Origin of the sequence: Trinickia symbiotica, assembly GCF_002934455.1 — a bacterium.
GTDB classification, from domain to species: domain Bacteria; phylum Pseudomonadota; class Gammaproteobacteria; order Burkholderiales; family Burkholderiaceae; genus Trinickia; species Trinickia symbiotica.
The window spans coordinates 1-23,697 of record NZ_PTIR01000015.1; the positions used below are offsets into that span (position 1 = coordinate 1).

The following is a 23,697-nucleotide window of genomic DNA, read 5'->3' on the forward strand; positions in this document are numbered from 1 at the left end:
AGCTGCCGGCGCGAAGCCGACGGCGTCAGCCCCGGTAGCAGCATAGGGCGGCAATTTTAGTTGTCGTCGGCGGCGGTTGTAGTTGACGCCAGACACGCAAGGGCGAACGGCTCACCAGATACGACTTCGCCAAGTGGGGATACAACGTCTTGGACAACGGCGTCACTGAGAGCGATGCGGCACGCTTGGATTCTGACCCGGCCTTTCGCGCGAAGTACATCAAGCGGCATGGCTACGAGAAGGACAAAGTGAAGAACGAACCGCCTGCCCGCATCGACCCTTTTGCTAAAGATCGTAGCGATGAAGCGTGCCATTCTGAGGCTGACCTCGCGTACGAAGTCGCGCAGGCCAGCGCCAAGGGCATTCCAATTGACACAGTGCGCTCAAGAATGGCAAAGGCGCTAGACGCTCAGCACGTCTCGACAGCGGCATACAACGATCACATCCAACTGGTGAACCGGGCATACGCTTGGCAGAAGCACGGCTACACGCTGGTGCAAATCCGTGATGCCGATTTTCAAGCATGCAAGGGCACGCCGGTGTTGGAAGTGCCAAGCATGGGCGAATGAACAACTCAATATGCTGTGCGAGGAGCGTGGGCTAGAAGGTGGGAAAGGAGTGGCCCTATTCGGCGTCAGTTGTTTTCGGGGTGGTCCAAGAAAAATAACTCGGCACAAGGCCGTGCATGGACTCCTTCCAACCGCTGGCGGTCTGACCCACCAACTCCCGTCTTATGCTTGCGCTCCACGCATCGCGGCAACGGCACGTGGATCTGAAGTGGGCGCGTCTGTAAAGATAGCGCCCAACAGCCGTATTTGACGTTATTCCCGGTACATCACCCCGCAGGATCAGACGGTCACCGGTTGCCGCCGGTGCGAATGGTGGGGGTATTCAAAAACTGGGTTAACATGCGCCCTCCTTTTGAAAACCCACTGCTGGGGAAGTAGTAGTTTCACCAAATCCGCAGATTTTTGCAATCGAGCGAATCTGCAACGTCACTTGGAAACTGCCCGCTGAAGGCTGTCCAGGCAGCGCGGCGAGCCGATCTGATGCGCCGCGCGACTCCTACGGGACTATCACCCCATCACGCCAACCAACTCCTCCGCTTTCAGGTGCGTATAGCGCGCCAGCATTCGGATGTCCTTGTGGCCGCTGATAACCGATAGCTGGATCGGATTCAGGCCCGCGCGAGCGTATCGCGTAATGGCCGTATGGCGAAGGTCGTGGAAACGTAGGCCGGTGATTTTGCATCGCTTGACGAGCCGGATGAACTGACGCTTGATCGACTCGGCGGAAAGCCCGAACACCGGCCCGCGACCACGCTCAAGACACTCCAGCGCGGCGATTGCCCGCGTCGATAGGGGCACGTCTCGCGGCAGACCGTTTTTCGACGTGTGCAGGCGGGCGATCTTCCGTGTCCAATCAATGTCCGACCACTTCAGCGCGGCAATCTCCCCTTGTCGCATTGCGGTAGCTATCGCGAACTCGATCACCGGCCGCAGGTCGCCAGCGGCGTTTAGCAATCGTTTCTCCTCTTCCGCCGTCAGCACGCGGTCACGGTGCGGCGGGCTCTTCGGACGCGCAACCTTAATCGGCGGAATCTCCGTGCAGCCCCACTCCGCTCGCGCGAGGTTGACGGCCGCCAGCAGCAAGTTCATCTGCCTCGCGACAGACGAACCGGCCCGCCCCTCTAGCTGCGAATCACGCCACGTCGCGACCTTCTGCGCATCCAACGCGGCCAGTGGCATCGATACGAACTCGCGACACTCTCGCAGCCAGCGGCGGATCGTAAGCCCCTCAATATCGCCGCCACGCTTCTTCGGGCTGATGTCTTCCGCGTACCGTCGCAGCACGTCCGCAAGAGTGTTTAAACCGTCTGCTTTCGGCTTCGCGGCCTTCGATAGCTCGCCGCGATCCAGGGCGCTCTCAGTGGCCCGTACCCACTTGTCCGCCTCCTTCTTGTCGTGGAAGGTCTTCGACTGAGTGGGCCAGCCCTTCCGTCGCACCTTCGCCTGGAATGTAACGTCCCCATTTTTAGCCACGTGTTTGCTAATCGTTCCCATGATGTGTCGAGTCCTCTACGAGTCCTACGGCACTTAGGTAACTGTTGACAGAACTTCCAAGAACCGCCATAATCCGTGGCTCTTCGGGTGGTTAGCTCAGCGGTAGAGCACTGCCTTCACACGGCAGGGGTCACTGGTTCGATCCCAGTACTACCCACCAGGACAATTCGGTGGTTTTTTCCCGAAGGAACGACGGCTTAGATCATCCGATCTAGGCCGTTTTTCTTTGCCGCAATGCTTCCCAAAGCCATCGCGCGAACGCTTTCGAGTCCCTCACGCGTCCCGCGTCTCGCGTTCTACGTTGGCGGGGCGATCGGTAGCTTGGTCGTCGGAACGGACAAAACATAGGCTTTGGCCCGGTGACGCAAGCGCAGATTCATCGTGCGATGCTTGGCGCAACTTTCGCGCTATCCCAGCCCATGTTTGTTCTGTTGCTTCAACATCCCGAAATCGTGAGCACGTCGTTGCCAAATCGCCGCATGTACGGCTCGATGGCTCGTGCCGTCGCAGCGACTAAGCAATGATGGATGATTTTGAAGAATCAATGTATCGGCACGCCAAAGACATGAAATCGTGGTTAATTGATCGTGCATTGCTCCTATTAACGTCGGTCGTCCTGGCCGGCGTCGCGTGGGCGACCATTCACTATCTCGGCGACTCATACTTTTCCGTCTCGACAACAGTGCTGATTGTGGTGCTGTTTGCGGAAAACTGGCGTCTGCACAAGCTACTGCGCGAGCACGGTATTTCGACGCGGTGGCGCAAACGTGCAAAAGACAACTCATGAGCGCGCCCGCTTAGCCGTCGCGCATCAAGGCCGGCTCGTCGTCGGCCGCGTTGCTGCGCATCCAATGGGTTATGCCGCAAGGAGGAGGCTCTCCTGATATTCGAGCGTCCCGCCGTCGCGGCGAGGCTCACATCGGCAACTATCGAATACGGATACCAAGCCCCTCCCTGGCTCATCACCCGACGACGGCAATGTGCAAGCCGCCACTCCCTCAGGGTACGAGACACATAGCGCGCACGCGAAAGGATGTGCACTAGCTGTTTTACCAAGCTGCTCGGCGAACGCTTCGGGTAGGCTTTAATCGACTACACCCGAGGTGCTTAGATGAGCTCGTACCTGTCGATGCCCCCCGGCCCGCCGATCCGGGACCAAAGCTACGCTACATGGCGCGGCGCCTTCACGAAAGAGGATCTCGATAAGATCGTCGAGCTTGGGGAGGCAGTGCCCAGCCAGCCCGCTACCGTATTTAATGACGCTGCCGTGGAGGTAGACGAAGGCATCCGGCGTACGGATGTCGGCTGGATCGCTCGCACCCCCGAGTCCGATTGGCTATACGAAAAGCTCGCATACTATGCAGCCGATTTGAACGCGCGCTATTTCGGGTTTGCTTTATCGGGATTCATCGAGCAACTTCAATACACCATCTACAGAGGTTCCGAGGATCGACCTGGGAAGTACGATTGGCACGTCGATATGGGTATCAATACGGCCGCGCCCCGAAAGTTGTCTCTGGTGGTCTTATTGTCCAGTCCCGAAGAGTACGAAGGCGGAGAACTGGAATTTCAAGGTATTTCGACGTCGCAGGCGACGAAGTCGCAAGGCGACGTCAACGCGTTTTCGTCCTGGGTCATGCACCGCGTCAAGCCGGTCACCAAGGGAACGAGGCGATCGCTTGTTGCCTGGATCTCGGGCCCCCAGTTCCTGTAAGTAGCCCCCGTTCTCCCAGTATTGGGAACGGCATCGTGCTTGGCACGGCGAGGACGAAATCCCGGACCCTATCATTCTTGCCAGGCATAAAAACCGAAGCATGGTCTATCGTCTGACTCAGGAATAGCGTTAACTGAAACTTTCGCCTTTAAATCGCGCAACCGATAAAGCGACCGATACCTGAACATTTATTGAACAGATTGAATTGCCTTCTGAATGGAAACGTCTGGACAACAACACAAATTTCAACACTTTCAATAAATCTTTTTATCAGCCTAAGTTCGACACGCAATAGGTTTATTTTGCCAAATATTCGGCATCGCTTTTCGTTGCCCCCGGTCTTGGGGGGCTTGTTAGCAGTACTTGATATAAGGAGCACGCAAATGTCTGACGCTGCTGCATTGCAACCGAGCGAAAAACGTCCTCCCCAGGGACCGCCGGGACCTCCGGGACCTCCAGGACCTCCAGGACCTCCAGGACCTCCAGGACCGCAGGGACAGCAGGGACAGCAGGGACCCTCCGGCGCTGCGGGGCCAAAAGGCGATCCGGGCCCCAGTGGGCCCCCAGGTACACCAGGCGCTTCTGGACACCCAGGCAGCCCGGGCCAGGCGGGTGCTCCAGGTGCGCCGGGCGCTCCCGGGCCAATCGGACACCAGGGCACGCCGGGTAGTCCAGGTGCACCAGGCTCGCCGGGTAATCCCGGACCAGCGGGACAGCAGGGCTCTCCGGGCAGTCCAGGCTCTCCTGGCTCGCCGGGCCCACAAGGTCCGCAAGGAATTCAGGGGCCTCCTGGACCGGCAGGTGGGGCCTCCGGTGAAACCATGACCTTTAACGTACCCGGCGACTCTCCGACAACAGAGACAACGATCAACGCAACCTTTGATACCTGCTTCCTTGTGTGGTGGCCAGGACTCACGATCAATCTTCCACAGATGAAAACCGCGCCTGGAAGCGCACCAAAAAAGATAACGATAACCGTTGTCAACAATTCTAGCGGAAGTGTTACGGTCAACGCGGCCTCTGGAGACAACATAACGACCTATGATCCCCAATGGGGGGATTCGTCAAACCTGACCCTCCCAGCAGGACATTCTGCAACGTTTATTGTAGCTTGGAAGTCCAAATATTGGGGGGTGCTGTACTACCGCCCGTAATGTCAAGATATCTAAATTCTGGCGTAGGATTACCTCCCGAGATTAGCGCTGTCTCATATCTCGGGAGGCTGTATCAAGGACAGTTCACTTTGGTTCCTTTCGGTGATTTTGTGCGCGACCTGCTAGAAGGCGACATTTCAGGGGAGGTTCAGCAATAGGGAAAAGGAAAAAGCAAAAAAAGCGCAAAACCGGCTGATGCACCGCCAAGCGCTACAGCAATGCGCGATCCGCAGCGGCACGTTCATCTAGGCGTCACGAGAGACAAGACCGTGTAAATAAATCAAACAGCCACTGCGCGCTTCCCGAAAGCGCCCGATTGCGTCGTCGAATCAACCCCATCGTGCGTGACACGCTCGGCTCGACAAGCGGCACGCCGACCAGTACCGAATGCTCGGGCCCCGGCATCGCCATGGCAGGCAGTGCCGCCACACCCAAGCCGGCCTCGACCAGGCCCAACGCCGCCGTCCCGCTTTGTACCTCATAGGCAATCGGAGGACGTGCCGCGACGCCGACGAGCGCGCGATCGACGATGAGCCGATTATCGGACGTGCGCGCTACCGCAATGAACGGAGTCGCCGTAGAAACCACCTGTGCCCAAGACACCTTCTCGAGCTTCGCGAATGGATGATCTCGCCGGCATGCGAGCACGAAGGGCTCTTTGATTAGGGGAAGAAAATCGACGTCGTCGTCCTCGGCGCTCACGAACGTAAAACCGAAATCGGCATCTCCCTGCGCGACCGCCGAACGGACCTCATTCGCCTTCGCGTCGAAGACGGCGACCTGCACGCGCGGATGCTTTTCCCGGAAGCGCTGCAACGCGTTCGACACGTGGTAATGCACCGCCGACGGTACGCAAGCCACCGTCACCCGCTCCACGCGCGTCGCTGCGGCGCCGCGGATGCCGAGCACCGCGTGATCGAGATCGTCCAGCACCGCCCGAACCTTGCGCTCGAACTCGCGTCCGACCGCCGTCAGCTTGACGCGCCGCGTCGTGCGCTCCAGCAGGCGTACGCCGAGCGCTCGCTCTAGTTTATCGATACGTCGGCTATACGCCGGTTGCGATAAATGCACGGCCTCTGCCGCCTTGCGAAAGCTTCCGCATTCGACGATCGCGCGGAATGCAATAAGGTCGTTCAGGTCAAAGTTGATGTTCATCGGAAATCCGCAGTCACGAAGCCGAGCGCTGCACGGCGCCCATTGATGCGTCGATTCTATCAATCGTTGCTTTTATTGCAATTGACGTAGCTGCTCGCTCTGACCGAGACTGGCTGGGTTTCGTCGCGGCATCGCGCTGGGCCAAGGGCCCGCGAGGATAAGCGCGGCGATGACCGAACAGATGAAAGCGACACCCGAGGCGAAATTGATCGACGTTCTCGTTATCGGCGGCGGCAACGCCGCCCTATGCGCGGCCTTGATGGCGCGCGAGCGCGGCGCTGCCGTCCTGCTGCTCGAAGCGTCGCCGCGCGAATGGCGCGGGGGCAACACACAACACACGCGCAACCTGCGCTGCATGCATGACGAGCCTCAAGACGTGCTCGTCGATGCCTACCCCGAAGAAGAGTTCTGGCAAGACCTGCTCAAGGTGACGGGTGGCCAGACCGACGAAGCGCTCGCGCGCCTCGTCATCCGGGCCTCGGCCACGTGCCGGCCCTGGATGCGCAGCCACGGCGTGCGCTTTCAACCGTCGCTCTCGGGCGCACTGCATACGGCCCGTACGAACGCCTTTTTCATGGGTGGCGGAAAAGCGCTCGTCAACGCCTATTACCGGAGCGCCGAGAACCTCGGCGTGCAAATCCGCTACGACGCGCCGGTCGAACGAATCGAACTCGACGGCAGCCGTTTCGTCGCCGCCTACGTCGGAGACGAGCGCGTCGTCGCACGAACCTGCGTACTCGCCGCGGGTGGCTTCGAATCGAACCGGGAATGGCTGCGCGAAGCCTGGGGCCAGAACGAGCGCGGCGAATACCCGGCCGATAACTTCATCATCCGCGGCACACGCTTCAACCGGGGCACGCTGCTGCGTTTCATGATCGAGGCCGGCGCGGACTGCATCGGCGACCCAACGCAGGCACACATGGTCGCGATCGACGCACGCGCCCCGCTCTATGACGGAGGCATCTGCACGCGCATCGATTGCGTTTCGCTCGGCGTAGTGGTGAATCGCGATGCCCGCCGCTTTTATAACGAGGGCGAGGACTTCTGGCCGAAGCGCTATGCGATCTGGGGGCGGCTCGTCGCCCAGCAGCCCGCGCAAATCGCGTATTCGATCATCGACGCGAAAGCGATCGGCCGATTTATGCCGCCCGTTTTTCCCGGAACCCGCGCGAATACGCTGCCCGAACTGGCGCGCGCGCTGGGTCTGCCGGAGGCACAGTTCGTGAAGACGATTGAAGCGTATAACGCGGCATGCCGTCCCGGCACGTTCGATCATGCGCAGCTCGACGATTGTCGCACGGAGGGCCTCGAGCCCCCGAAGACGCATTGGGCAAGACCGCTCGATACTCCACCCTTTTTGGGCTACGCGCTGCGCCCGGGCGTCACGTTCACCTATCTCGGCCTGAAAACGGATGAAACAGCGGCAGTGCGCTTCGCGGGCGAACGCAGCCGGAATCTCTTCGTCGCCGGCGAAATGATGGCAGGCAACGTGCTCGGCCGGGGATACACAGCCGGTGTCGGCATGAGCATAGGTACGGCCTTCGGCCGTATTGCCGGCGCGAACGCCGCCGTCTCCGCAAGCCAGGAAAGTCTCGATGCAGCAGCTTGATACATTGATCGAAAGCGCCCGGACCTGGTCCGACAGGGCGACGCACTCGGCCCACGACGCCGACGCAAACGCCGAAGCCGAAGTCGCCCGCATCATGCAAATCTGCAATGCGTGCCGGTATTGCGAAGGCTTCTGCGCTGTGTTCCCGGCCATGACGCGGCGGCTAGAATTCGGCACGGCCGATGTCCACTATCTCGCGAATCTCTGCCACAACTGCGGCGCCTGTCTGCATGCATGCCAATACGCGCCGCCGCACGAGTTCGCCGTCAATGTGCCGAACGCGATGGCTCGCGTACGGATGAATACCTATCGGCACTACGCGTGGCCGCGCGCGCTCGGTGCGCTTTACGAGCGTAACGGTCTCGCCTTGTCGCTTGCGCTCGCGGGCGGCCTGGCGCTCTTCCTCATCCTCCCGCTGGCGCTCAGAGGCACACTATGGATGTCGGCGCCCGGCGGCAACTTCTATGAGGTGTTTTCGCACTCGCTCATGGTCGCCTTCTTCGCCCCGCCGTTTGTCTACGCGCTCGTCGCGCTGGCGCTCGGCGTGCGGCGCTTCTGGCGCGAAACATCGGCCGGCCACGCGAGCGGCCCTGCGGTCCTCGAGGCCGGCGGAGCGGTTGCGACGCTCAAGTATCTCGATGGCGGCCACGGTGAAGGCTGCAACAACGAGGACGATGCGTTCACGCTCTCACGGCGGCGCTTTCATCAGCTGACGTTTTACGGCTTCTTGCTCTGCTTCCTATCCACCTGTATCGCCACGCTCTATCACTATCTGCTGCGCCTGGAAGCGCCCTACGCCTACACCAGCGTGCCCACGCTCGTCGGCACGATAGGCGGCATTGCGCTCGTCATCGGCGTCGTCGGACTCTGGCGGCTGAATGTCCGTCGCCATCCGCTCGCGGGCGATCCCCAGCAAAAACCGATGGATCGCGGTTTCATGGCGCTACTGCTGCTCATCGCGGCGAGCGGACTCGCGCTCGAGGTCTGGCGCGCAACGCCGTCCATGCCTATCCTGCTAGCAGTGCATCTCGGGGCCGTACTTTCGTTTTTCCTGACGCTGCCCTACGGCAAGTTTGCGCATGGCCCACTGCGCGCCGCGGCGCTGCTGAAATGGGCCATCGAGCGACGGGAGCCGAACCGAACGGGGCTGACGGAAGACTGATCGCGGCGGCGGACTGAGGACGAGGTCCGGCACTTGTCGTCGCCACAATGGGGTGAACGGAATCTTCAACGAGGAGACAAGCGTGACAACGATAGCTGACAAGCCTTCGCAGCAACAGGTCATAAAAGTTGCGGTCGCGAGCATCATCGGGTCGATCATCGAGCAGTACGACTTTCTCGTCACCGGCATCATCGCGGCAACGGTCTGGGGCGGCGTTTTTTTCAAGCTGCCGAGCCTCGCGGCAGTCGCCGCCGCCATCGCCGTCTATGGCATCGGCATCGTCATCCGGCCCGTCGGCGCCTTCATCTTCGGCAACATCGCGGACCGTTACGGTCGCAAGGACGCGATGGTCTATGCGCTGTTGCTGATGGGCGTCAGCACGCTCTTCATCGGGCTCACGCCGACCTACGACACGATCGGCGCCGCCGCGCCCATCTTGCTCATCATCTTCCGGCTGGCCCAGGGCATCAGCTTCGGCGCCGAGTTTGGAACGGCATCGACATGGGTCGTCGAGCAAGCTGCGAACTCGAAGCGCCGCGCATTCTGGGGCGCCTGGGTCGGCTTTGCGATCCCCATCGGCCTGTTGCTCGGCTTCGGCTCGGTCATCTTCGTTCGCTCGCTGATGACCCCCGCGCAATTCACGGACTGGGGCTGGCGGATATTCTTCTATGTGGGCTTCGCCGTCGCGATCGTCGGCATCGTGATCCGCACGCGCACGATGGACAGTTTCGTGTTTGAACGCTTCAGGTCCGAGGAGACTTTGCTGAAAAGCCCGGCCGCGCGTGTCTGGAGCGAGATGCCGTTTCGCATCCTGCGCACTTCGCTCGTCAACGCAATGTTCGGCGGCGCATTCTTTCTCAGCTTCGTGTTCGGCACGAGCTACATGAAGGCGGTCGGCTTCGCGGGTACGGAGGCCGAGAGCATCGGCCTTATCGCCGCGGCTTCGATGCTCGTCTTCATGATCATCGGCTCCTTGCTCGCCGACGTGCTGAGCCGACGCGTGATCCTGCTCACGTCGGCCATCGTGCTGCTTGTCTGGGCGATTCCCTACTTCTACCTGATCAATACGGCCAACTTCTGGCTCGCCGTGCTCGCCGAGGTCGTCGGTTTCGGCTTCGTCTTCGGGTTCGGCTACGGCGCCATTCCAGCGTTCTATACGGAGAACTTCCCGACGCGCTATCGCGCGTCGGGTGCCAGCGCCGGCTATCAGGTTTCGCAAGTCTATGGCGGCGGATTGATTCCGATCATCGCGGGTCTCATCCTTCGCGGCGTCGGCATTCACCGCGCATATATCTACATTGGGCTGTTCGTCATGGTCTATGCGCTGCTCGCAATCTTCGCGATCCTGACGACACCGGACACGAAGGGCATCGACCTGGAAGCTTAGTACCGCTCACTCCCGCAACCCATCCTGCCCCGGCGCGACGGATCCGAGCTCTGCCCCCGTCTCGGGATCCTTCGTCGGGTCCGATTTCAATCGGAGTTTCATCGCATCGAGCGCCGCCCTTTCGGAAGTATTCAGCTGTGAGGTGGCATGGCCATCGCCGCCATCGACAGCCGTGGGCGGATCGTCGACCAGCTCCAGGCCACGTCCCTCGTTCCACGGGCCCCGTTCCGGCGGTTCGCCTTGCGACATCTTGAAATACGTGCTGGCAAAGCGCGGATCCGGCGCGAGCTTGCCCGGGGGGAAATTGCCGGCGATCGCATAGAGCGCCTTTTCGAACGACTTCTGATGCGACACCTCGCGCGTCATCAGAAAACCTAGCGCGTCGCGCACGCCCGCGTCGTCCGAAACGTTGATGAGGCGCTCATAGATGATCTTGGCGCGCGCCTCGGCGGCGATATTCGAGCGCAAATCCGCCGTCGGCTCGCCGATGGTATCGATATAGGCCGCCGTCCACGGCACGCCGGCCGAATTCGTCAACGGCGAGCCCGCGCCGTAAAGTACCTGCGTCACATGACTGTCATTACCGGCGCCGTGCAGCTTGCGGTATAGCTCGGCCTGGCCGTCGACCGCCTCGGCCATCTCGCCCTTGGCACCGCGATTCAGCATCGATACGAGCGATCCGATCACTTCGAGGTGGCTAAGCTCCTCGGTCGCGATGTCGAGCAGCATATCCTTTCGCCCGGGATCTTCCTCACTGATCGCCTGCGTGAAATATCTAATTGCCGCCGCCAACTCGCCCTGAGGTCCGCCGAACTGCTCGAGCAGCAGATTGGCGAGCCCGGGATTCGTCGAACCGACGCGAACGGTGTACTGCAAACGCTTGTTGTGTACGAACATGGGACCCTCTCCTGGTCGCTAAGACGGTGAAACGAAGACGTCGCGAACAAAGTCGCACGCTCGGCGCGCGCAACGAGCATTCCAGGGTGCGCCAGCTTATTTGCCACGACGTACTACGGCTGTCCCTCGCATTCGCGCCCTGTTGTCATCGGCGGTCTTGACGAGGGTACTCAACGTCGCGGACCGGATCGTACTTCGCTGGCACGTGGCGAGGCCATCGCATGAATTGCTTGACTGTATATCTTTAGATATGTATCTTTAGATACACAATCTCCCATCAAGGAGGCCTCCATGAGGCATGGTCATCCTGGCCGTTACACGGACTTCGCCGAGTTCGGCGGCATCGGCGAATTCCCCGCCCGCGCTCGCGAGCACTTCTTTCATCGCCTGCATCGCGCATTTCACGAGGGGCGCGCGGGTACCGCGTTTGAGGAGGCCTGGTGGCGCCACGGCCTGCGCTACGCGATCGGCCGGCATCGTCATCGCCACGGCCGCGGCGGAGCGTTTTGGGGCGGGCGCGGCGAACACGGCTTCGGCGACGATGAAGGCTTCACGCGCGGCCGCAAATTTACGGGCGAGGATCTGCAGTTGATGCTGCTTGCGCTGATCGCCGAGGAGCCGCGTCACGGCTACGAGCTCATCAAGGCGCTCGAAGCGCGTTCGAACGGTTTTTATGCGCCGAGCCCGGGCATGGTGTACCCGGCCCTCACTTATCTCGAAGAGCTCGCGTATGTCACGGTCCAACAGGAAGGCAATCGCAAGCGATACGAGATCGCCGAGGCCGGCCGCGAGTACCTCGACAAGCATCGCGATCAGGTCGATTTGATCCTTGCGAAGCTCAGCTTCGTCGCGAGCAAGATGGAATCGATGCGGCGCGCGTATGCCGCCTCGGCCGAGGCCGATGAGGGAGGCTTCGGCGGCGAAGGCGGCCGCTGGCATCCCAAGCTCGTACAGGCGCGTTACGCGTTGAAGCTCGCTGTCATTCGCCACGCTGATGCGGACGAAGCCGAACAGCGGCGCATCGCCGAAATCCTGTTGCGGGCCGCCGCCGAAATCGAAGGCAATGCGCGCGGGCCCGCCGGAGAGAAAGCACCTGCCTGATCGGCACTTTGCCGCACGCGGCCGGATGCGCAAGCGCATGCGGCCGAATTTTCGCAGTGAATCGGCCAACGCCGAAAATAAGGACGCCAACGAATGTATGCACTGCTTCCCGCCCGCGAGCGGCGTTTGATCTGGGTGCTGGCCCTGGTCCAGTTCACGATCATCATGGACTTCATGGTGATGATGCCGCTCGGCCCACAGATCATGTCGGCATTTCGGATCACCCCGGCCGCATTCGCGGCCGCCGTCTCCGCTTACTCGTGGTGCTCGGGGCTGTCTGGCCTATTCGCCGCGACCTACATCGATCGCTTCGACCGGCGCCGGCTGTTGCTGACGGTCTATGCGCTTTTCGCGCTTTCGAACTTGGCCTGTGCGATGGCAACGAGTTACCCGCTGTTGCTCGTGAGCCGTGCGTTCGCCGGCATCACGGGCGGCGTCCTGGGCGCAGGTGTGATGGCGATCGTGGCCGACGTAGTACCCGTCGCGCGGCGCGGCGCCGCCACCGGTGTCATCATGACTTCCTTTTCGCTGGCGGCCATCGCCGGTGTGCCGGCCGGCGTCCTGCTCGGCGCGCATCACGGTTGGGCTGCGCCGTTCTGGCTGCTCGCCGCGCTCAGTGCCGCGATAGGCTGTCTCGCCGCTGCCGTCGTGCCGTCGCTCGCCGAGCACTTGCGAGTGCGCCCGCCCGCTGTGTCCGAAGCACTTCCCGCTCTCTGGCGCATGCTCACGCGTACCCGCCACGTCAAAGCGTTCACGCTCACGTTTTTGATGATGCTCGCGCACATGCTCGTGATCCCGTTCATCTCGCCGATGCTGGTGGCGAACCATGGCGTGCCGCCGGGCCAGATTTCGTGGCTTTACATGGCCGGCGGCGCGGCGACGTTCTTCACATCCCGTGCCGTCGGTAGACTTGCGGATCGCATCGGTCACCGGCTCGTCTTCAGGATCTTCGGCGTCCTCGCGATGGTGCCCATGCTCGTCATGACCCATCTGCCCGCCGTGCCGTTCGCCATCATGGTGCCGTTCTTCGCACTTTTCATGGTGATTGGATCGGGTCGCATGATCCCGATGCAAGCCATTCTCACGACCGTGCCGGAGCCCACCGAGCGTGGCGCCTTCCTGAGCGCTAACGGTGCCGTGCAGGCGCTCGGCACGGGCTGCGGTGCCTGGATCGGCGGTCTGCTGCTATCGACAGACACGGCTGGGCACGTGCTCGGCTATGGGACGAACGGCTGGCTCTCCGTATCGATTGCAGCGCTTGCGCTCGTGTGGATCGGCCGCGTCACGAGCGCGCCGACGGCGCGCGAGCCATCGCGTGCCGTCACGAGCGTCGCCGCGAACGAAGAGAAACTCGTCCCCGAGGGCTGACGGGCCGCCGCCCTCCCGTCAAGCCACGTGCATCGGCTCATCCGCCCGCTCGGTGCGCGCGAGCACCGGCGCGAGCGCCCCGCCGGTGTGGCTTTCCGGCACTTCGACGAGCGCCTCGGGATCCGTCGCCGCGACGACGGTCCCGCCGCCCGCTCCGCCTTCGGGCCCGAGGTCGATGATCCAGTCCGCCTCGGCGATCACATCGAGATCGTGCTCGATGACGATCACGCTATGCCCCGCATCGACGAGCCTGTGCAGCACGCGGATGAGGCGCGCGACATCGGCCATATGAAGACCTACCGTCGGCTCGTCGAGCACATAGAGCGTGTGCGGCGCTTTCTGCCCGCGCCTCGTCACGTCGTCGCGCACCTTCGCGAGCTCGGTGACGAGCTTGATGCGCTGTGCCTCGCCGCCCGAGAGCGTCGGCGAGGGCTGGCCCAGCGTCAAATAACCGAGCCCGACATCCTTCATCAGCTGCAGCGGATGCGCGACGCTCGGCATCGACGCGAAGAACTCGACGGCCTCGTCGATCTCCATCGTCAGCACGTCACCGATATTCTTCCCTCGCCAAGTGACGGCGAGCGTCTCGGGGTTGAAGCGCTGACCGTGGCAAACGTCGCACGGCACTTTCACGTCCGGCAGGAAGCTCATGCCGATCGTGCGCACGCCCTGCCCTTCGCATGCCGGACAGCGGCCTTCCCCCGTGTTGAACGAAAAGCGCGATGCCGCGTAGCCTCGCGCCCGGGCCTCGAGCGTATCGGCGAAAAGCTTGCGGATCGTGTCCCAGACGCCGATATAGGTCGCCGGGCACGAGCGCGGCGTCTTGCCGATCGGCGTTTGATCGACCTCCAGCACGCGGTCGATCGCCTCCCACCCGGAAATCGACCGGCAGCCCTGCCAACGATGCTCGACGACGAGCGGTGCGGAAGAGGCGCGCGCTTGCCATCCCGAGCGGCGGGCCGGCTGCGCCGGCTGACTCGTTTGCGCAGCGCTGCCCTGCGCATTGCGGCGCGCACGGCGCGTGGCCGGCGACGACATCACCGAGCGGCCAACGGCGTCGAGCAGATTCGTCATCAGCACATCGCGCGCGAGCGTCGATTTGCCGGAACCCGACACGCCCGTGACGGCGACCAGCCGCGCGAGGGGGATGTCGACTGTCACATCGCGCAGGTTATGCAAGTGGGCACCGTGGATGGTCATCCATTGCTCGGGTACGGCGAGCCCATCGGCCGCGCCGGCAGTCGGCTTCGCTGCGGCTCCGTTGCGGCGGCTTCCATTCCCGGTCGCCTTCGTTGCGGTACTGCTGGCCGCCGGCCGAACCGCTCTGCGCGGCTGCAGTGGATGCACAATAGGCCGCGCGAGGAACCGCCCCGTCACCGAGTCGGACTGCGCGGCGAGGACACTGACGTCGCCCTCGGCCACGAGGCGCCCTCCACGCTTGCCGGCACCCGGACCAATATCGATGATGTGATCGGCGCGGCGAATCGTGTCTTCGTCATGCTCGACGACGACGAGCGTGTTGCCCTTGTCGCCGAGCTGGCGCAATGCGTCGAGGAGGATGCGGTTGTCGCGCGGGTGCAAGCCGATCGTCGGCTCATCGAGCACGTAGCAGACGCCCTGCAGATTGCTGCCGAGCTGCGCGGCAAGGCGAATCCGCTGCGCCTCTCCGCCCGATAGACTCGGCGCCGCGCGATCGAGGCTCAGATAGCCGAGCCCCACCTCCTCCAGGAAGCGCAGGCGGCTGGCGATCTCGCTCACGACATCGCGCGCGATCTGCGCATCGCGGCCGCCAAGCTCGAGCGCGTCGATCCAGCGGCGTGTCTCGGCCACCGTCAAACGGCCCACGTCGACGATCGCGCGTCCGTCGAACGTCACGGCGCGCGCCACGGCGTTGAGCCGCGTGCCGTCGCACTCGGGACACGGCGTTTCGCCGACATCTTCGGGCTCGAACTCGTCGGCCGGCAGTGTCTGCTCGCGGCCGCGGCCGTCGTCGGCGAAGGTCGTGTCGTCGAAGGCGGCGCGCTGCTCGCGCGTCAGTTTGAGGCCCGTGCCGACGCAGCTCTCGCACCAGCCGTGCTTGCTGTTGTAGGAGAACATGCGCGGATCGAGCTCGGGATAGCTCGTGCCGCACACGGGGCACGCGCGCTTCACCGACAGTACCTGCAGCGCGCCGACATGGCTATGCGGGCGGCCATCCGCCAGCGTTTCGGCAAGGCCGTCGAGCGGCGCGAGCAGGTGCATGACGCCCTTGCCGATTTCGAGCGCCTGGTCCAGCGCATGGCGCAATTCGGCTTCGCGATCGGCGGAAATGACGAGATCGGCGACGGGCAGTTCGATAGTGTGCTCGCGAAACCGTTCGAGCCGCGGCCACGGATCGACGGGGATGAATTCGCCGTCCACGCGCAAATGGGTATGTCCGCGTGCCTTCGCCCACTTCGCCAGATCGGTATAGACGCCCTTGCGGTTGACGACGAGCGGCGCGAGGAATCCAACGTGCTGGCCGGCATAGTCGCGCAACAATTGCGCCGCGATCGACTCGACGCTTTGCGGCGTCACGGCGGCGCCATCGTGCACGCAGTGCTGCACGCCGAGCTTCACGTAGAGCAGGCGCAGGAAGTGCCAGACTTCGGAGGTCGTCGCGACGGTGCTCTTTCTGCCGCCGCGCGAAAGGCGCTGCTCGATTGCCACCGTCGGGGGAATGCCGTAGACGGCATCCACTTCGGGCCTCCCCGCCGGCTGCACGATCGAGCGCGCGTACGCATTGAGCGATTCGAGGTAACGGCGCTGCCCTTCGTGAAAGAGAATGTCGAAAGCCAACGTCGACTTGCCCGAGCCAGAGACGCCCGTCACGACGCTGAATTTGCCGTGCGGAATGTCGACATCGAGCGCTTTGAGGTTGTGCTCGCGCGCATTGACGATGCGAATGGCGTCCTCGCCTTCGATTGCGCGCCATGCGCGCGCAGCCGTCAGTGCCGACTGAAGGGGCACGCCCGCATCGGGCTCGCGGGACGTCCCCGCGGCCGCGCCGAGCGCCTCGTCGTATTGAAGCAGCGCCTGGCCGGTATGCGAGGCGACGCATGCCTTCACCTCGTCGACGGTGCCGGCAACGACGATCCGCCCGCCGCCATCGCCGCCTTCGGGGCCGAGATCGACGATCCAATCGGCGGACCGCACGACATCGAGGTTGTGCTCGATCACGAGCAGCGAATGCCCGCGCGCGAGGAGCTTGCCGAACGCGCGCATGAGCTTCGCGATATCGTCGAAGTGCAGACCCGTCGTCGGCTCGTCGAACATGAAAAGCCGCCCGCCCGGCGCGCGTGCGCGTCCGCCATTGCCCGGTTTCACGGACGTTTCGGCCAGGAAACCCGCGAGCTTGAGCCGCTGCGCCTCGCCGCCCGATAACGTCGGCACGGGCTGCCCAAGCTTCACGTACTCGAGCCCTACGTCGACGATCGGCTGCAGCACGCGCAGCACCTCGGCATCGCCGGCAAAAAGCACGACCGCTTCGCTGACCGTCAGTTCGAGCACATCGGCAACCGACAGCGCGCGCGCCGGATGGCCGCGCTCGATCGTGACCTCGAGCACCTCAGCGCGATAGCGGCGCCCGTCGCAGTCGGGGCAGCGCAGGTAGACATCCGAGAGGAACTGCATCTCGATGTGCTCGAAGCCCGAGCCGCCGCAGGTCGGGCAGCGCCCGTCGCCGCTATTGAAACTGAACGTGCCGGCCGTATAGCCGCGTTGCTGGGCGAGCGGCGCCTTTGCGAACAGCTTGCGGATTTCGTCGAATGCGCCGACGTAGCTCGCCGGGTTCGAGCGCGCCGTTTTGCCGATCGGCGACTGATCGACGAAGACGGCGTCCTCGATCAGGTCCGCGCCGACGAGACCGCGGTGGGCACCCGGCGTCTCGGTCGCCTGTCCGAGCTGGCGCGCGAGCGCCGGATAGAGCACGTCCTGGATCAACGTCGATTTGCCCGAGCCCGATACGCCCGTCACGCAAACGAGCCGCGCAAGCGGTATCTCCACCGTCACGTCGCGCAAGTTGTGCTCGCTCGCGCCTTCGAGCAAGAGGCGAGGCGTCGTCGCATCGACGGGGCGCGCGGCCCAATGCGTCGCATCGGCGACGTGCTTGCGGCCGCCGAGGTAGTCGCCCGTCAATGTCGGTGCCGTGCGAATATCGGCGGGCGTGCCATCATAGACGATCGTCCCGCCGCGTTCGCCGGGGCCCGGCCCCATGTCGATCAGGCGATCGGCCGCGAGCATGACCGAAGGATCGTGCTCCACGACGACGAGCGTATTGCCCGCATCGCGCAAGCGGCGCATCGCCTCGACAATTCGATTCAAGTCGCGCGGATGCAGTCCGATGCTCGGCTCGTCGAGCACGAACAGCGTCTTCGTCAGCGACGTGCCGAGCGCCGTCGTCAGATTGATCCGCTGCACTTCCCCGCCCGAAAGCGTGCGGCTCTGACGATCGAGCGTCAGATAGCCGAGCCCCACGTCGCACAAATATCTGAGGCGCGTGCGAACCTCGGCGATCAAGAGCTTCAGCGCGTCGTCGAGCAGTGCGCTAGGCAGGGTCAGCGCGTCGAAGAACTGGCGGATCCGCTCGATCGGCAACAGCATCAGGTCGTGCACGGTCAAGCCCGGCAGCGCTTCGAGCTGCGCGCGCGTCCAGGCCACGCCGCGCGGCATGAAGCGCGATGCGGGCGCCAGCACCGCGTCGGCGTTGTCCTTCGTGCCGAGGCGCCAGAGCAGCGACTCCGTCTTCAGCCGCGCACCGCCGCAGGTTTCGCACGGCGTATAGCTGCGATATTTCGAAAGCAGCACGCGGATGTGCATCTTGTACGCCTTCGACTCGAGGTAGCCGAAGAAGCGGCGCACGCCATACCATTGCCGTTGCCAATCCCCATCCCAATCGGGTGAGCCGTTGATCACCCAGTCCCGCTCGGCCTCCGTGAGTTCCGACCAGGGCACGCCGGCCCGTATACGTGCGCGAGCCGCATAGCGCATCAGGTCGTCCTGGCACTCCTTCCAGGCAGGCGTCTGCATCGGCTTGATCGCGCCGCCCGCGAGCGTCTTGCGCGCATCGGGAATCACGAGCCCGAGGTCGACGCCGATCACGCGGCCGAAGCCGCGGCATGCATCGCAGGCGCCATAGGCGGAATTGAACGAGAACAGGCCCGGCTGCGGGTCCGCATAACGGAGATCGCTGTCGGGGCAATGCAGGCCGGTCGAAAAGCGCCAGATTCGCGGCTCGGCTGCTTGCTGCGAACCGGGATCCGCAACGCTGGGCGTTGCGGGCCTCTCGGAGACTTCAGGCGTTTCGGGGAGGACGTAGACGTTGACGCGCCCCGTGCCCCGTTTCAGAGACGCTTCGATCGCTTCCACGACGCGCACCTTCTCCGTGCGCTGCAGCCGGAACCGGTCGGCCACGACATCGAGCACTTTGCGCACGCCGCTCGCCGAGCGCTGCTCGCGCTCGGCCTGCACGCGCGTATAGCCGCTCGCCGAAAGCCATTCGCCGATCTCGTCGGCGCTCGCGTTCTCCGGCAGCTCAACAGGAAACGTGACGACGAGGCGCGGGTCGCCCTGGGCCGTGCGCGCCGCGAGCTCCGCGTAGATCGTTTCGGGCGTGTCGTGACGCACGGGCTCGGCGGTCTGCTTGTCGAAAAGCTGCGCGGCGCGCGCGTAAAGCAGCTTCAGGTGATCGTTGAGCTCCGTCATCGTGCCGACCGTCGAACGGGAGCTTCGCACGGGGTTCGTCTGGTCGATGGCGATTGCGGGCGGCACGCCGTCCACGCGATCGACCTGCGGCCTGTCCATCCGGTCGAGGAACTGGCGCGCGTAGGCGCTGAACGTCTCGACATAACGGCGCTGCCCTTCGGCATAGAGCGTATCGAAAACGAGGCTCGATTTGCCCGAGCCCGACGGCCCCGTCACGACGGCCATCTCGCCCGTGCGAAGGTCGAGGTCGATATTTTTAAGATTGTGCTGGCGAGCTCCGCGGATGCGGATCACTCCGGAAGTCATGGGTTTTCCTCTTGTACGGCTAGTACGGCCGGGCGCTTCGGTACGCTCGGCCAAGCGGCTCGCGCGCCATTTTTGAGATAAAACGGCGCATCAGGGCTGCAATGATAGTCCCGCGCGAACGGGCGCGCCGCATCGCGACTCGACGTTTCGTCGTTTATTTCGGGAGCGAGTCCGCGCCCGCATTCACCGCATCGATTGGTCGGCCGATGCGGCTAATGGCGCGCTGCTGACAGTCGGGGAGCGGGAGCTGTTTATTTTCAGCGCGCCAGACCGAGCACCGTGGCGACGCGTGAGCGCAAAACCGGCAACAACTCGCGCTCGAACCAAGGATGATGCTTGAACCAGCCCTGGTTGCGGCCGGACGGATGCGGCATCGGCATGCGCTTCTCGCCATAGTCCCGCCAGGCCGAGACCGTTTCGGTCAGCGTCGCCCGCCGCTCGCCCGCAAGAAAATGACGCTGCGCATAGGCGCCGACGAGCAGCGTCAGTTCGATCCGTGGCAATTCGGCCAGTACCCGCTGAAGCCAGCGCTGGGCGCATTCGGGACGCGGCGGCAGATCGCCCGACTTTCCGCGCCCTGGGTAGCAATAGCCCATCGGCAGAAGGGCGATTCGTTCTTCGTCGTAGAAGGTCTCGGGGCCTATGCCCATCCATTCACGCAGCCTCTCGCCGCTGCGGTCGTCCCACGGTATGCCCGTCTCATGGACGCGCGCACCCGGTGCCTGGCCCACCACGAGGACGCGCGCGGACCGACCCGCCTGCAGCACGGGGCGCGGACCGAAAGGCAGATGCGGTTCGCAGGCGCGGCAGGCGCGAATCTCGAACAGCAAGGAGGACAATTGCGATGAATCGGGATCCGACATCAAATCAAGGTGATAGGGGGAAAACGAAAGCGGCTCGTCGAGGCGAAGGTCAGCGCGCCGAGAGCTTCTCGACGAGGTAATCTCGCAGCACGACGGCCTGGTTGTGCTCCGGATCACGCGCGCCGTAGACGAGCGTAATCGGGCCATGTTTCGCGGCATCGGCGAGCGGTTGCCAAGCCTCGGCGTTGGCGTCCAGCTCGGCCCGATAGCGTTGGGTGAACTCATTCCAGCGTTCAGGATCGTGAGCGAACCAGCGACGTAGCGCTGTCGTGGGGCCGACGTCGCGCAGCCATTGCTCGATGCCCAACGCTTGCTTCGTCACACCGCGTGGCCAGACTCGATCGACGAGATAGCGGGCCCCTTGGTCGTCCCCGGGAGGGTCGTAGGCCCGCGCAAGACTAATTTGCAACTTTTTCATGGCAACAAGTCGAGCGTCCGCAGAGTTTCCCCCGGGACGCACTCGTCGGGAGTGCTTCTTCGGGAGCCCCCAACGGTACTCCCCTGAGAGCGCCCTACTAAAGATGACTCCCCCGCCGCAGCGTCGCGTCCAGCGCCCGGGCGGCGGCACGATCGCCCTCCGTCGTCAGCGCAACGCGGAACACCGTTTCTCGATTATGGCCAGCGGCGGCAGGCGAATCCCATAATAGCTCGACGCGCGAACGGCGTGCCCGCCCGGTCGTGCGCGGGCCGTGCGCCGCCGCGCCGGGCCCACGCGGACCGACGCCGGGCCGCGGCGAAGCGGCGCTGGCGGGACGGGCCGAATCGACGGCGTCCGGCGACGCCGCGACGGAACGCGACGAGTCGACGTCGGGCGCCGACACATGCGCGCCCGGATGCCCGGCCGCTTGCGGCATCAAAGCCTCGCGCTCGAGCGCCTCCGCCGCGGGCCAATTCACCGACAGCTCGCGCGCATCATACTGCCCCAGCTTGCGGCTCTCGACCCAAACGACGACCGTGCGCGTCGCCGGATCCAGTGCGACCGCGTAGCGTCCGATCGCGAAGCGCCGCGCGGCGATGTTCGTGCGCCATAGCGGGCGCGGGCGACAAATCCACAAGACCGCCGCATAAAGCGCCGGCGCGACGACGAGCCAACCATTCGTCTCGGCGATCGCGTGAACGGTGCGGCGGCCTCCGGCGGCCCAGACGAAGACGCCGATCGACCAGAGCGCGAAGAGCAGCCCGAGAAAAGCGAAGAACCGCAGTGCCTGCCGCAGCCATTGCGGCAAAGGATGGAACGGGCGGTCGGCACGCGCCTGCGCGCCGGGCAACACGATCAACAGAAAGATCAGGACGGCATTGATCGACGCCCACGGCGACGAAGTCATCGCCGAGAAAGACGCACCGTAGCCCATCTCCGACATCGAGTAGAGCCAGCGCGCGAGAAGCACGAGACCGATCGCGCGCAACGCGAACATCGTGCCGGCGCCGGGTGCCGGCGCCTCTTGCGTGGGTTGGGCTCTCGTCAAGTCGTGCTCCTGGATATCGACGCGCTGCCGTGTCGTACGCGGCCGCGTCAGCCTGCCATTATATGGAGTTCGTGTGACTCGATGCGGCGATCGGTATGCGGTTTTCGACACCGGCAAATGGAAACGCCCCGACTGCCGTGCAGGCAGACGGGGCGTTTCGATGCGGCTTGCCACTCGCGGCCCGCAGTCGGCGGGCGGCGCGCGCTTAGCCGGCGGCGACTTCGCGCAGCACGGCGCGGCGCTTCTGGTGCAGCAGGTTCTCGTAAGCGGCCAGATAGTTCTTCGCCATTACCTTCGACGTGAAGCGCGCTTCGAATGCGTTGCGGACCGTTTCACGCGGCAGCGTGTGCAGCCGATTGACGGCCGCGACCGCCGAAAGCTCGTCCTCGACGACGAATCCCGACACGCCGTTTTCAATGACTTCGGGCACCGAGCCGCGCTTGAACGCGATGACGGGCGTGCCGCAGGCCATCGATTCGATCATGACGAGGCCAAACGGCTCCGGCCAATCGATCGGGAACAGCAGGGCGTGGGCGCCGCCGAGGAACTCGGCCTTCTCCGATTCGCTGATTTCGCCGATGTACTCGACGTGCGGCAAGGCAAACAGCGGCTTGATCTGCTCCTCATAGTAAGCGCGATCGGCCTTGTCGAGCTTTGCCGCGATCTTGATCGGCATGCCGGCTTTCTCGGCGATCCGGATGGCCGTGTCCACGCGCTTCTCGGGCGAAATCCGGCCGAGGAAGGCAAGATAGCTCGGCTTGACGTCGGTACGCGGCGTCAGCAGGTTTTCGGGCAGCCCGTGGTGGACCGTCGTCAGGAAGTTGGCCTGCGGCAGCGGCGTGCGCTGATTATCGGAGATCGAGACGACCGGCACTTCGTTGAACGTGTTGAAGATCGGCTGCAGCTCGGGCAGATCGAGCCGGCCGTGCAGCGTCGTCAGATGCGGCGTGGGCTGGCGCGAGAACAGCGAGAACGGGTAGTAATCGATATGGAAATGCAGAATGTCGAACTCGTCCGCGCGGCGGCGCACTTCTTCGAGGAGCAGCATGTGCGGCGCCATCGTGTCGCGAATCGACGGATCGAGTCGCAGCGCTTGAGGCCAGAACGCCTCCAGCTTGGCCGACGTCTTGGAATCGCCGCTCGCAAACAGCGTCACATCGTGCCCGAGTTCGACCAGGGCTTCGGTCAAGTACGACACCACGCGTTCCGTCCCGCCGTAAAGTTTCGGTGGAACCGCCTCATGCAAAGGAGCGATTTGAGCGATCCGCATAGTGATGAACTCCTAATAAAAATTCAGGCAAAGAGGACTACTGTTGTAGAAAAGCGAATCGCACGCCAAAGCGCAAGAAACAGGCCCGAAGGTGATGACCGTCTTGCGCGTCTTTCCCGAAAAGCTCCGCGGTGGTTCGCTTCATTCGGAACACCCTTTCTCTGCGTTGGTCGCAGTGCTCTCGTAAACGCATTTCCGGAACATTCGTTGACCGCCCCGGCAGAGAGGTCTAAGGGCAAACCCGGAGGCGATTATCGGTCCCCCGCGATGCTGCGGCGCACAGCCTTTCAGAAAATTTACGTTGTTACAAGCGAGTAACACTCTGTCGATCTCGTTATTGCGCGGCTCGCCTAGACTGGCTCGCTATTGCCACTCGTTCTTGGTCTGTGTGCACCGCACCGCTGTTACCGGCCGTGCCGATCGAAAGCGCCTCTTTGGCCGAACCGCCGATCGGCGCTCCG

General features: G+C 63.5%; 16 protein-coding genes and 1 tRNA gene. 9 read left to right on the forward strand and 8 right to left on the reverse strand.

The features are described from left to right. Positions 1 to 149 precede the first annotated feature (149 nt). On the forward strand, positions 150 to 569 hold the full coding sequence (locus B0G57_RS20230) for a hypothetical protein (RefSeq protein ID WP_018440611.1): 420 nt from the start codon (positions 150 to 152) through the stop codon (positions 567 to 569). A 507-nt stretch (positions 570 to 1,076) separates the two neighbouring features. On the opposite strand, the gene B0G57_RS20235 is transcribed toward B0G57_RS20230, so the two are convergent. Then, complete coding sequence (locus B0G57_RS20235; RefSeq protein WP_018440610.1) at positions 1,077 to 2,063, reverse strand: tyrosine-type recombinase/integrase; 987 nt, start codon at positions 2,061 to 2,063, stop codon at positions 1,077 to 1,079. 85 nt (positions 2,064 to 2,148) lie between these two features. Between B0G57_RS20235 and B0G57_RS20240 the strand changes: the two genes are divergently transcribed. The 3 genes from B0G57_RS20240 (at position 2,149) to B0G57_RS20250 (ending at position 3,777) form a co-directional block, all read left to right on the forward strand. Beyond that, a tRNA-Val gene (locus B0G57_RS20240) sits at positions 2,149 to 2,223 on the forward strand. A 360-nt stretch (positions 2,224 to 2,583) separates the two neighbouring features. Continuing rightward, positions 2,584 to 2,850, forward strand: a complete 267-nt coding sequence (locus tag B0G57_RS20245; protein ID WP_146013345.1) for a hypothetical protein — start codon at positions 2,584 to 2,586, stop codon at positions 2,848 to 2,850. A 324-nt stretch (positions 2,851 to 3,174) separates the two neighbouring features. Continuing rightward, positions 3,175 to 3,777: a 2OG-Fe(II) oxygenase gene (locus tag B0G57_RS20250; RefSeq protein ID WP_018440607.1), complete on the forward strand. Its 603-nt coding sequence runs from the start codon at positions 3,175 to 3,177 to the stop codon at positions 3,775 to 3,777. Between the two features lie 1,406 nt (positions 3,778 to 5,183). On the opposite strand, the gene B0G57_RS20255 is transcribed toward B0G57_RS20250, so the two are convergent. Then, complete coding sequence (locus tag B0G57_RS20255; protein WP_018440606.1) at positions 5,184 to 6,086, reverse strand: LysR family transcriptional regulator; 903 nt, start codon at positions 6,084 to 6,086, stop codon at positions 5,184 to 5,186. A 205-nt stretch (positions 6,087 to 6,291) separates the two neighbouring features. Between B0G57_RS20255 and tcuA the strand changes: the two genes are divergently transcribed. The 3 genes from tcuA to B0G57_RS20270 all read left to right on the forward strand — a co-directional run bounded on the left by tcuA (position 6,292) and on the right by B0G57_RS20270 (position 10,244). Next, a complete protein-coding gene (tcuA, locus tag B0G57_RS20260; RefSeq protein WP_026229656.1) occupies positions 6,292 to 7,695 on the forward strand; it encodes an FAD-dependent tricarballylate dehydrogenase TcuA in 1,404 nt (467 codons plus the stop codon). Next, the gene (tcuB, locus tag B0G57_RS20265) at positions 7,682 to 8,857 is read left to right on the forward strand and encodes a tricarballylate utilization 4Fe-4S protein TcuB (protein ID WP_018440604.1); all 1,176 of its coding nucleotides are present in this window, start codon (positions 7,682 to 7,684) and stop codon (positions 8,855 to 8,857) included. Before tcuA ends, tcuB begins: the two co-directional genes overlap by 14 nt. A gap of 82 nt (positions 8,858 to 8,939) precedes the next feature. Beyond that, positions 8,940 to 10,244: an MFS transporter gene (locus B0G57_RS20270; RefSeq protein WP_026229655.1), complete on the forward strand. Its 1,305-nt coding sequence runs from the start codon at positions 8,940 to 8,942 to the stop codon at positions 10,242 to 10,244. A 6-nt stretch (positions 10,245 to 10,250) separates the two neighbouring features. Here the strand turns inward: B0G57_RS20270 and B0G57_RS20275 are convergent, their stop codons facing one another. Next, on the reverse strand, positions 10,251 to 11,141 hold the full coding sequence (locus tag B0G57_RS20275; RefSeq protein WP_018440602.1) for a manganese catalase family protein: 891 nt from the start codon (positions 11,139 to 11,141) through the stop codon (positions 10,251 to 10,253). Positions 11,142 to 11,432: 291 nt separating this feature from the next. Here B0G57_RS20275 and B0G57_RS20280 point away from each other — a divergent pair, with 291 nt between their 5' ends. Beyond that, entirely contained in the window at positions 11,433 to 12,242 is an 810-nt protein-coding gene (locus B0G57_RS20280) for a PadR family transcriptional regulator (RefSeq protein WP_018440601.1), read from the forward strand. Between the two features lie 93 nt (positions 12,243 to 12,335). After that, positions 12,336 to 13,610, forward strand: a complete 1,275-nt coding sequence (locus tag B0G57_RS20285) for an MFS transporter (protein ID WP_018440600.1) — start codon at positions 12,336 to 12,338, stop codon at positions 13,608 to 13,610. Between the two features lie 18 nt (positions 13,611 to 13,628). Here B0G57_RS20285 and uvrA read toward each other — a convergent pair whose 3' ends face one another. The 5 genes from uvrA to B0G57_RS20310 all read right to left on the reverse strand — a co-directional run bounded on the left by uvrA (position 13,629) and on the right by B0G57_RS20310 (position 23,236). Beyond that, positions 13,629 to 19,637 carry an excinuclease ABC subunit UvrA gene (uvrA, locus tag B0G57_RS20290; RefSeq protein ID WP_020566169.1) on the reverse strand — a complete coding sequence of 2,003 codons (6,009 nt, stop codon included), beginning with the start codon at positions 19,635 to 19,637 and terminating at the stop codon, positions 13,629 to 13,631. Positions 19,638 to 19,894: 257 nt separating this feature from the next. Then, on the reverse strand, positions 19,895 to 20,500 hold the full coding sequence (locus tag B0G57_RS20295) for a uracil-DNA glycosylase family protein (protein WP_018440597.1): 606 nt from the start codon (positions 20,498 to 20,500) through the stop codon (positions 19,895 to 19,897). A gap of 49 nt (positions 20,501 to 20,549) precedes the next feature. Next, positions 20,550 to 20,918 (reverse strand): DUF488 domain-containing protein, encoded by a 369-nt coding sequence (locus B0G57_RS20300; RefSeq protein ID WP_018440596.1) that lies wholly within the window; start codon positions 20,916 to 20,918, stop codon positions 20,550 to 20,552. Between the two features lie 97 nt (positions 20,919 to 21,015). Next, the gene (locus B0G57_RS20305) at positions 21,016 to 21,966 is read right to left on the reverse strand and encodes a hypothetical protein (protein WP_018440595.1); all 951 of its coding nucleotides are present in this window, start codon (positions 21,964 to 21,966) and stop codon (positions 21,016 to 21,018) included. 205 nt (positions 21,967 to 22,171) lie between these two features. Next, positions 22,172 to 23,236 carry a glycosyltransferase family 4 protein gene (locus B0G57_RS20310; RefSeq protein WP_018440594.1) on the reverse strand — a complete coding sequence of 355 codons (1,065 nt, stop codon included), beginning with the start codon at positions 23,234 to 23,236 and terminating at the stop codon, positions 22,172 to 22,174. Positions 23,237 to 23,697 lie beyond the last annotated feature (461 nt).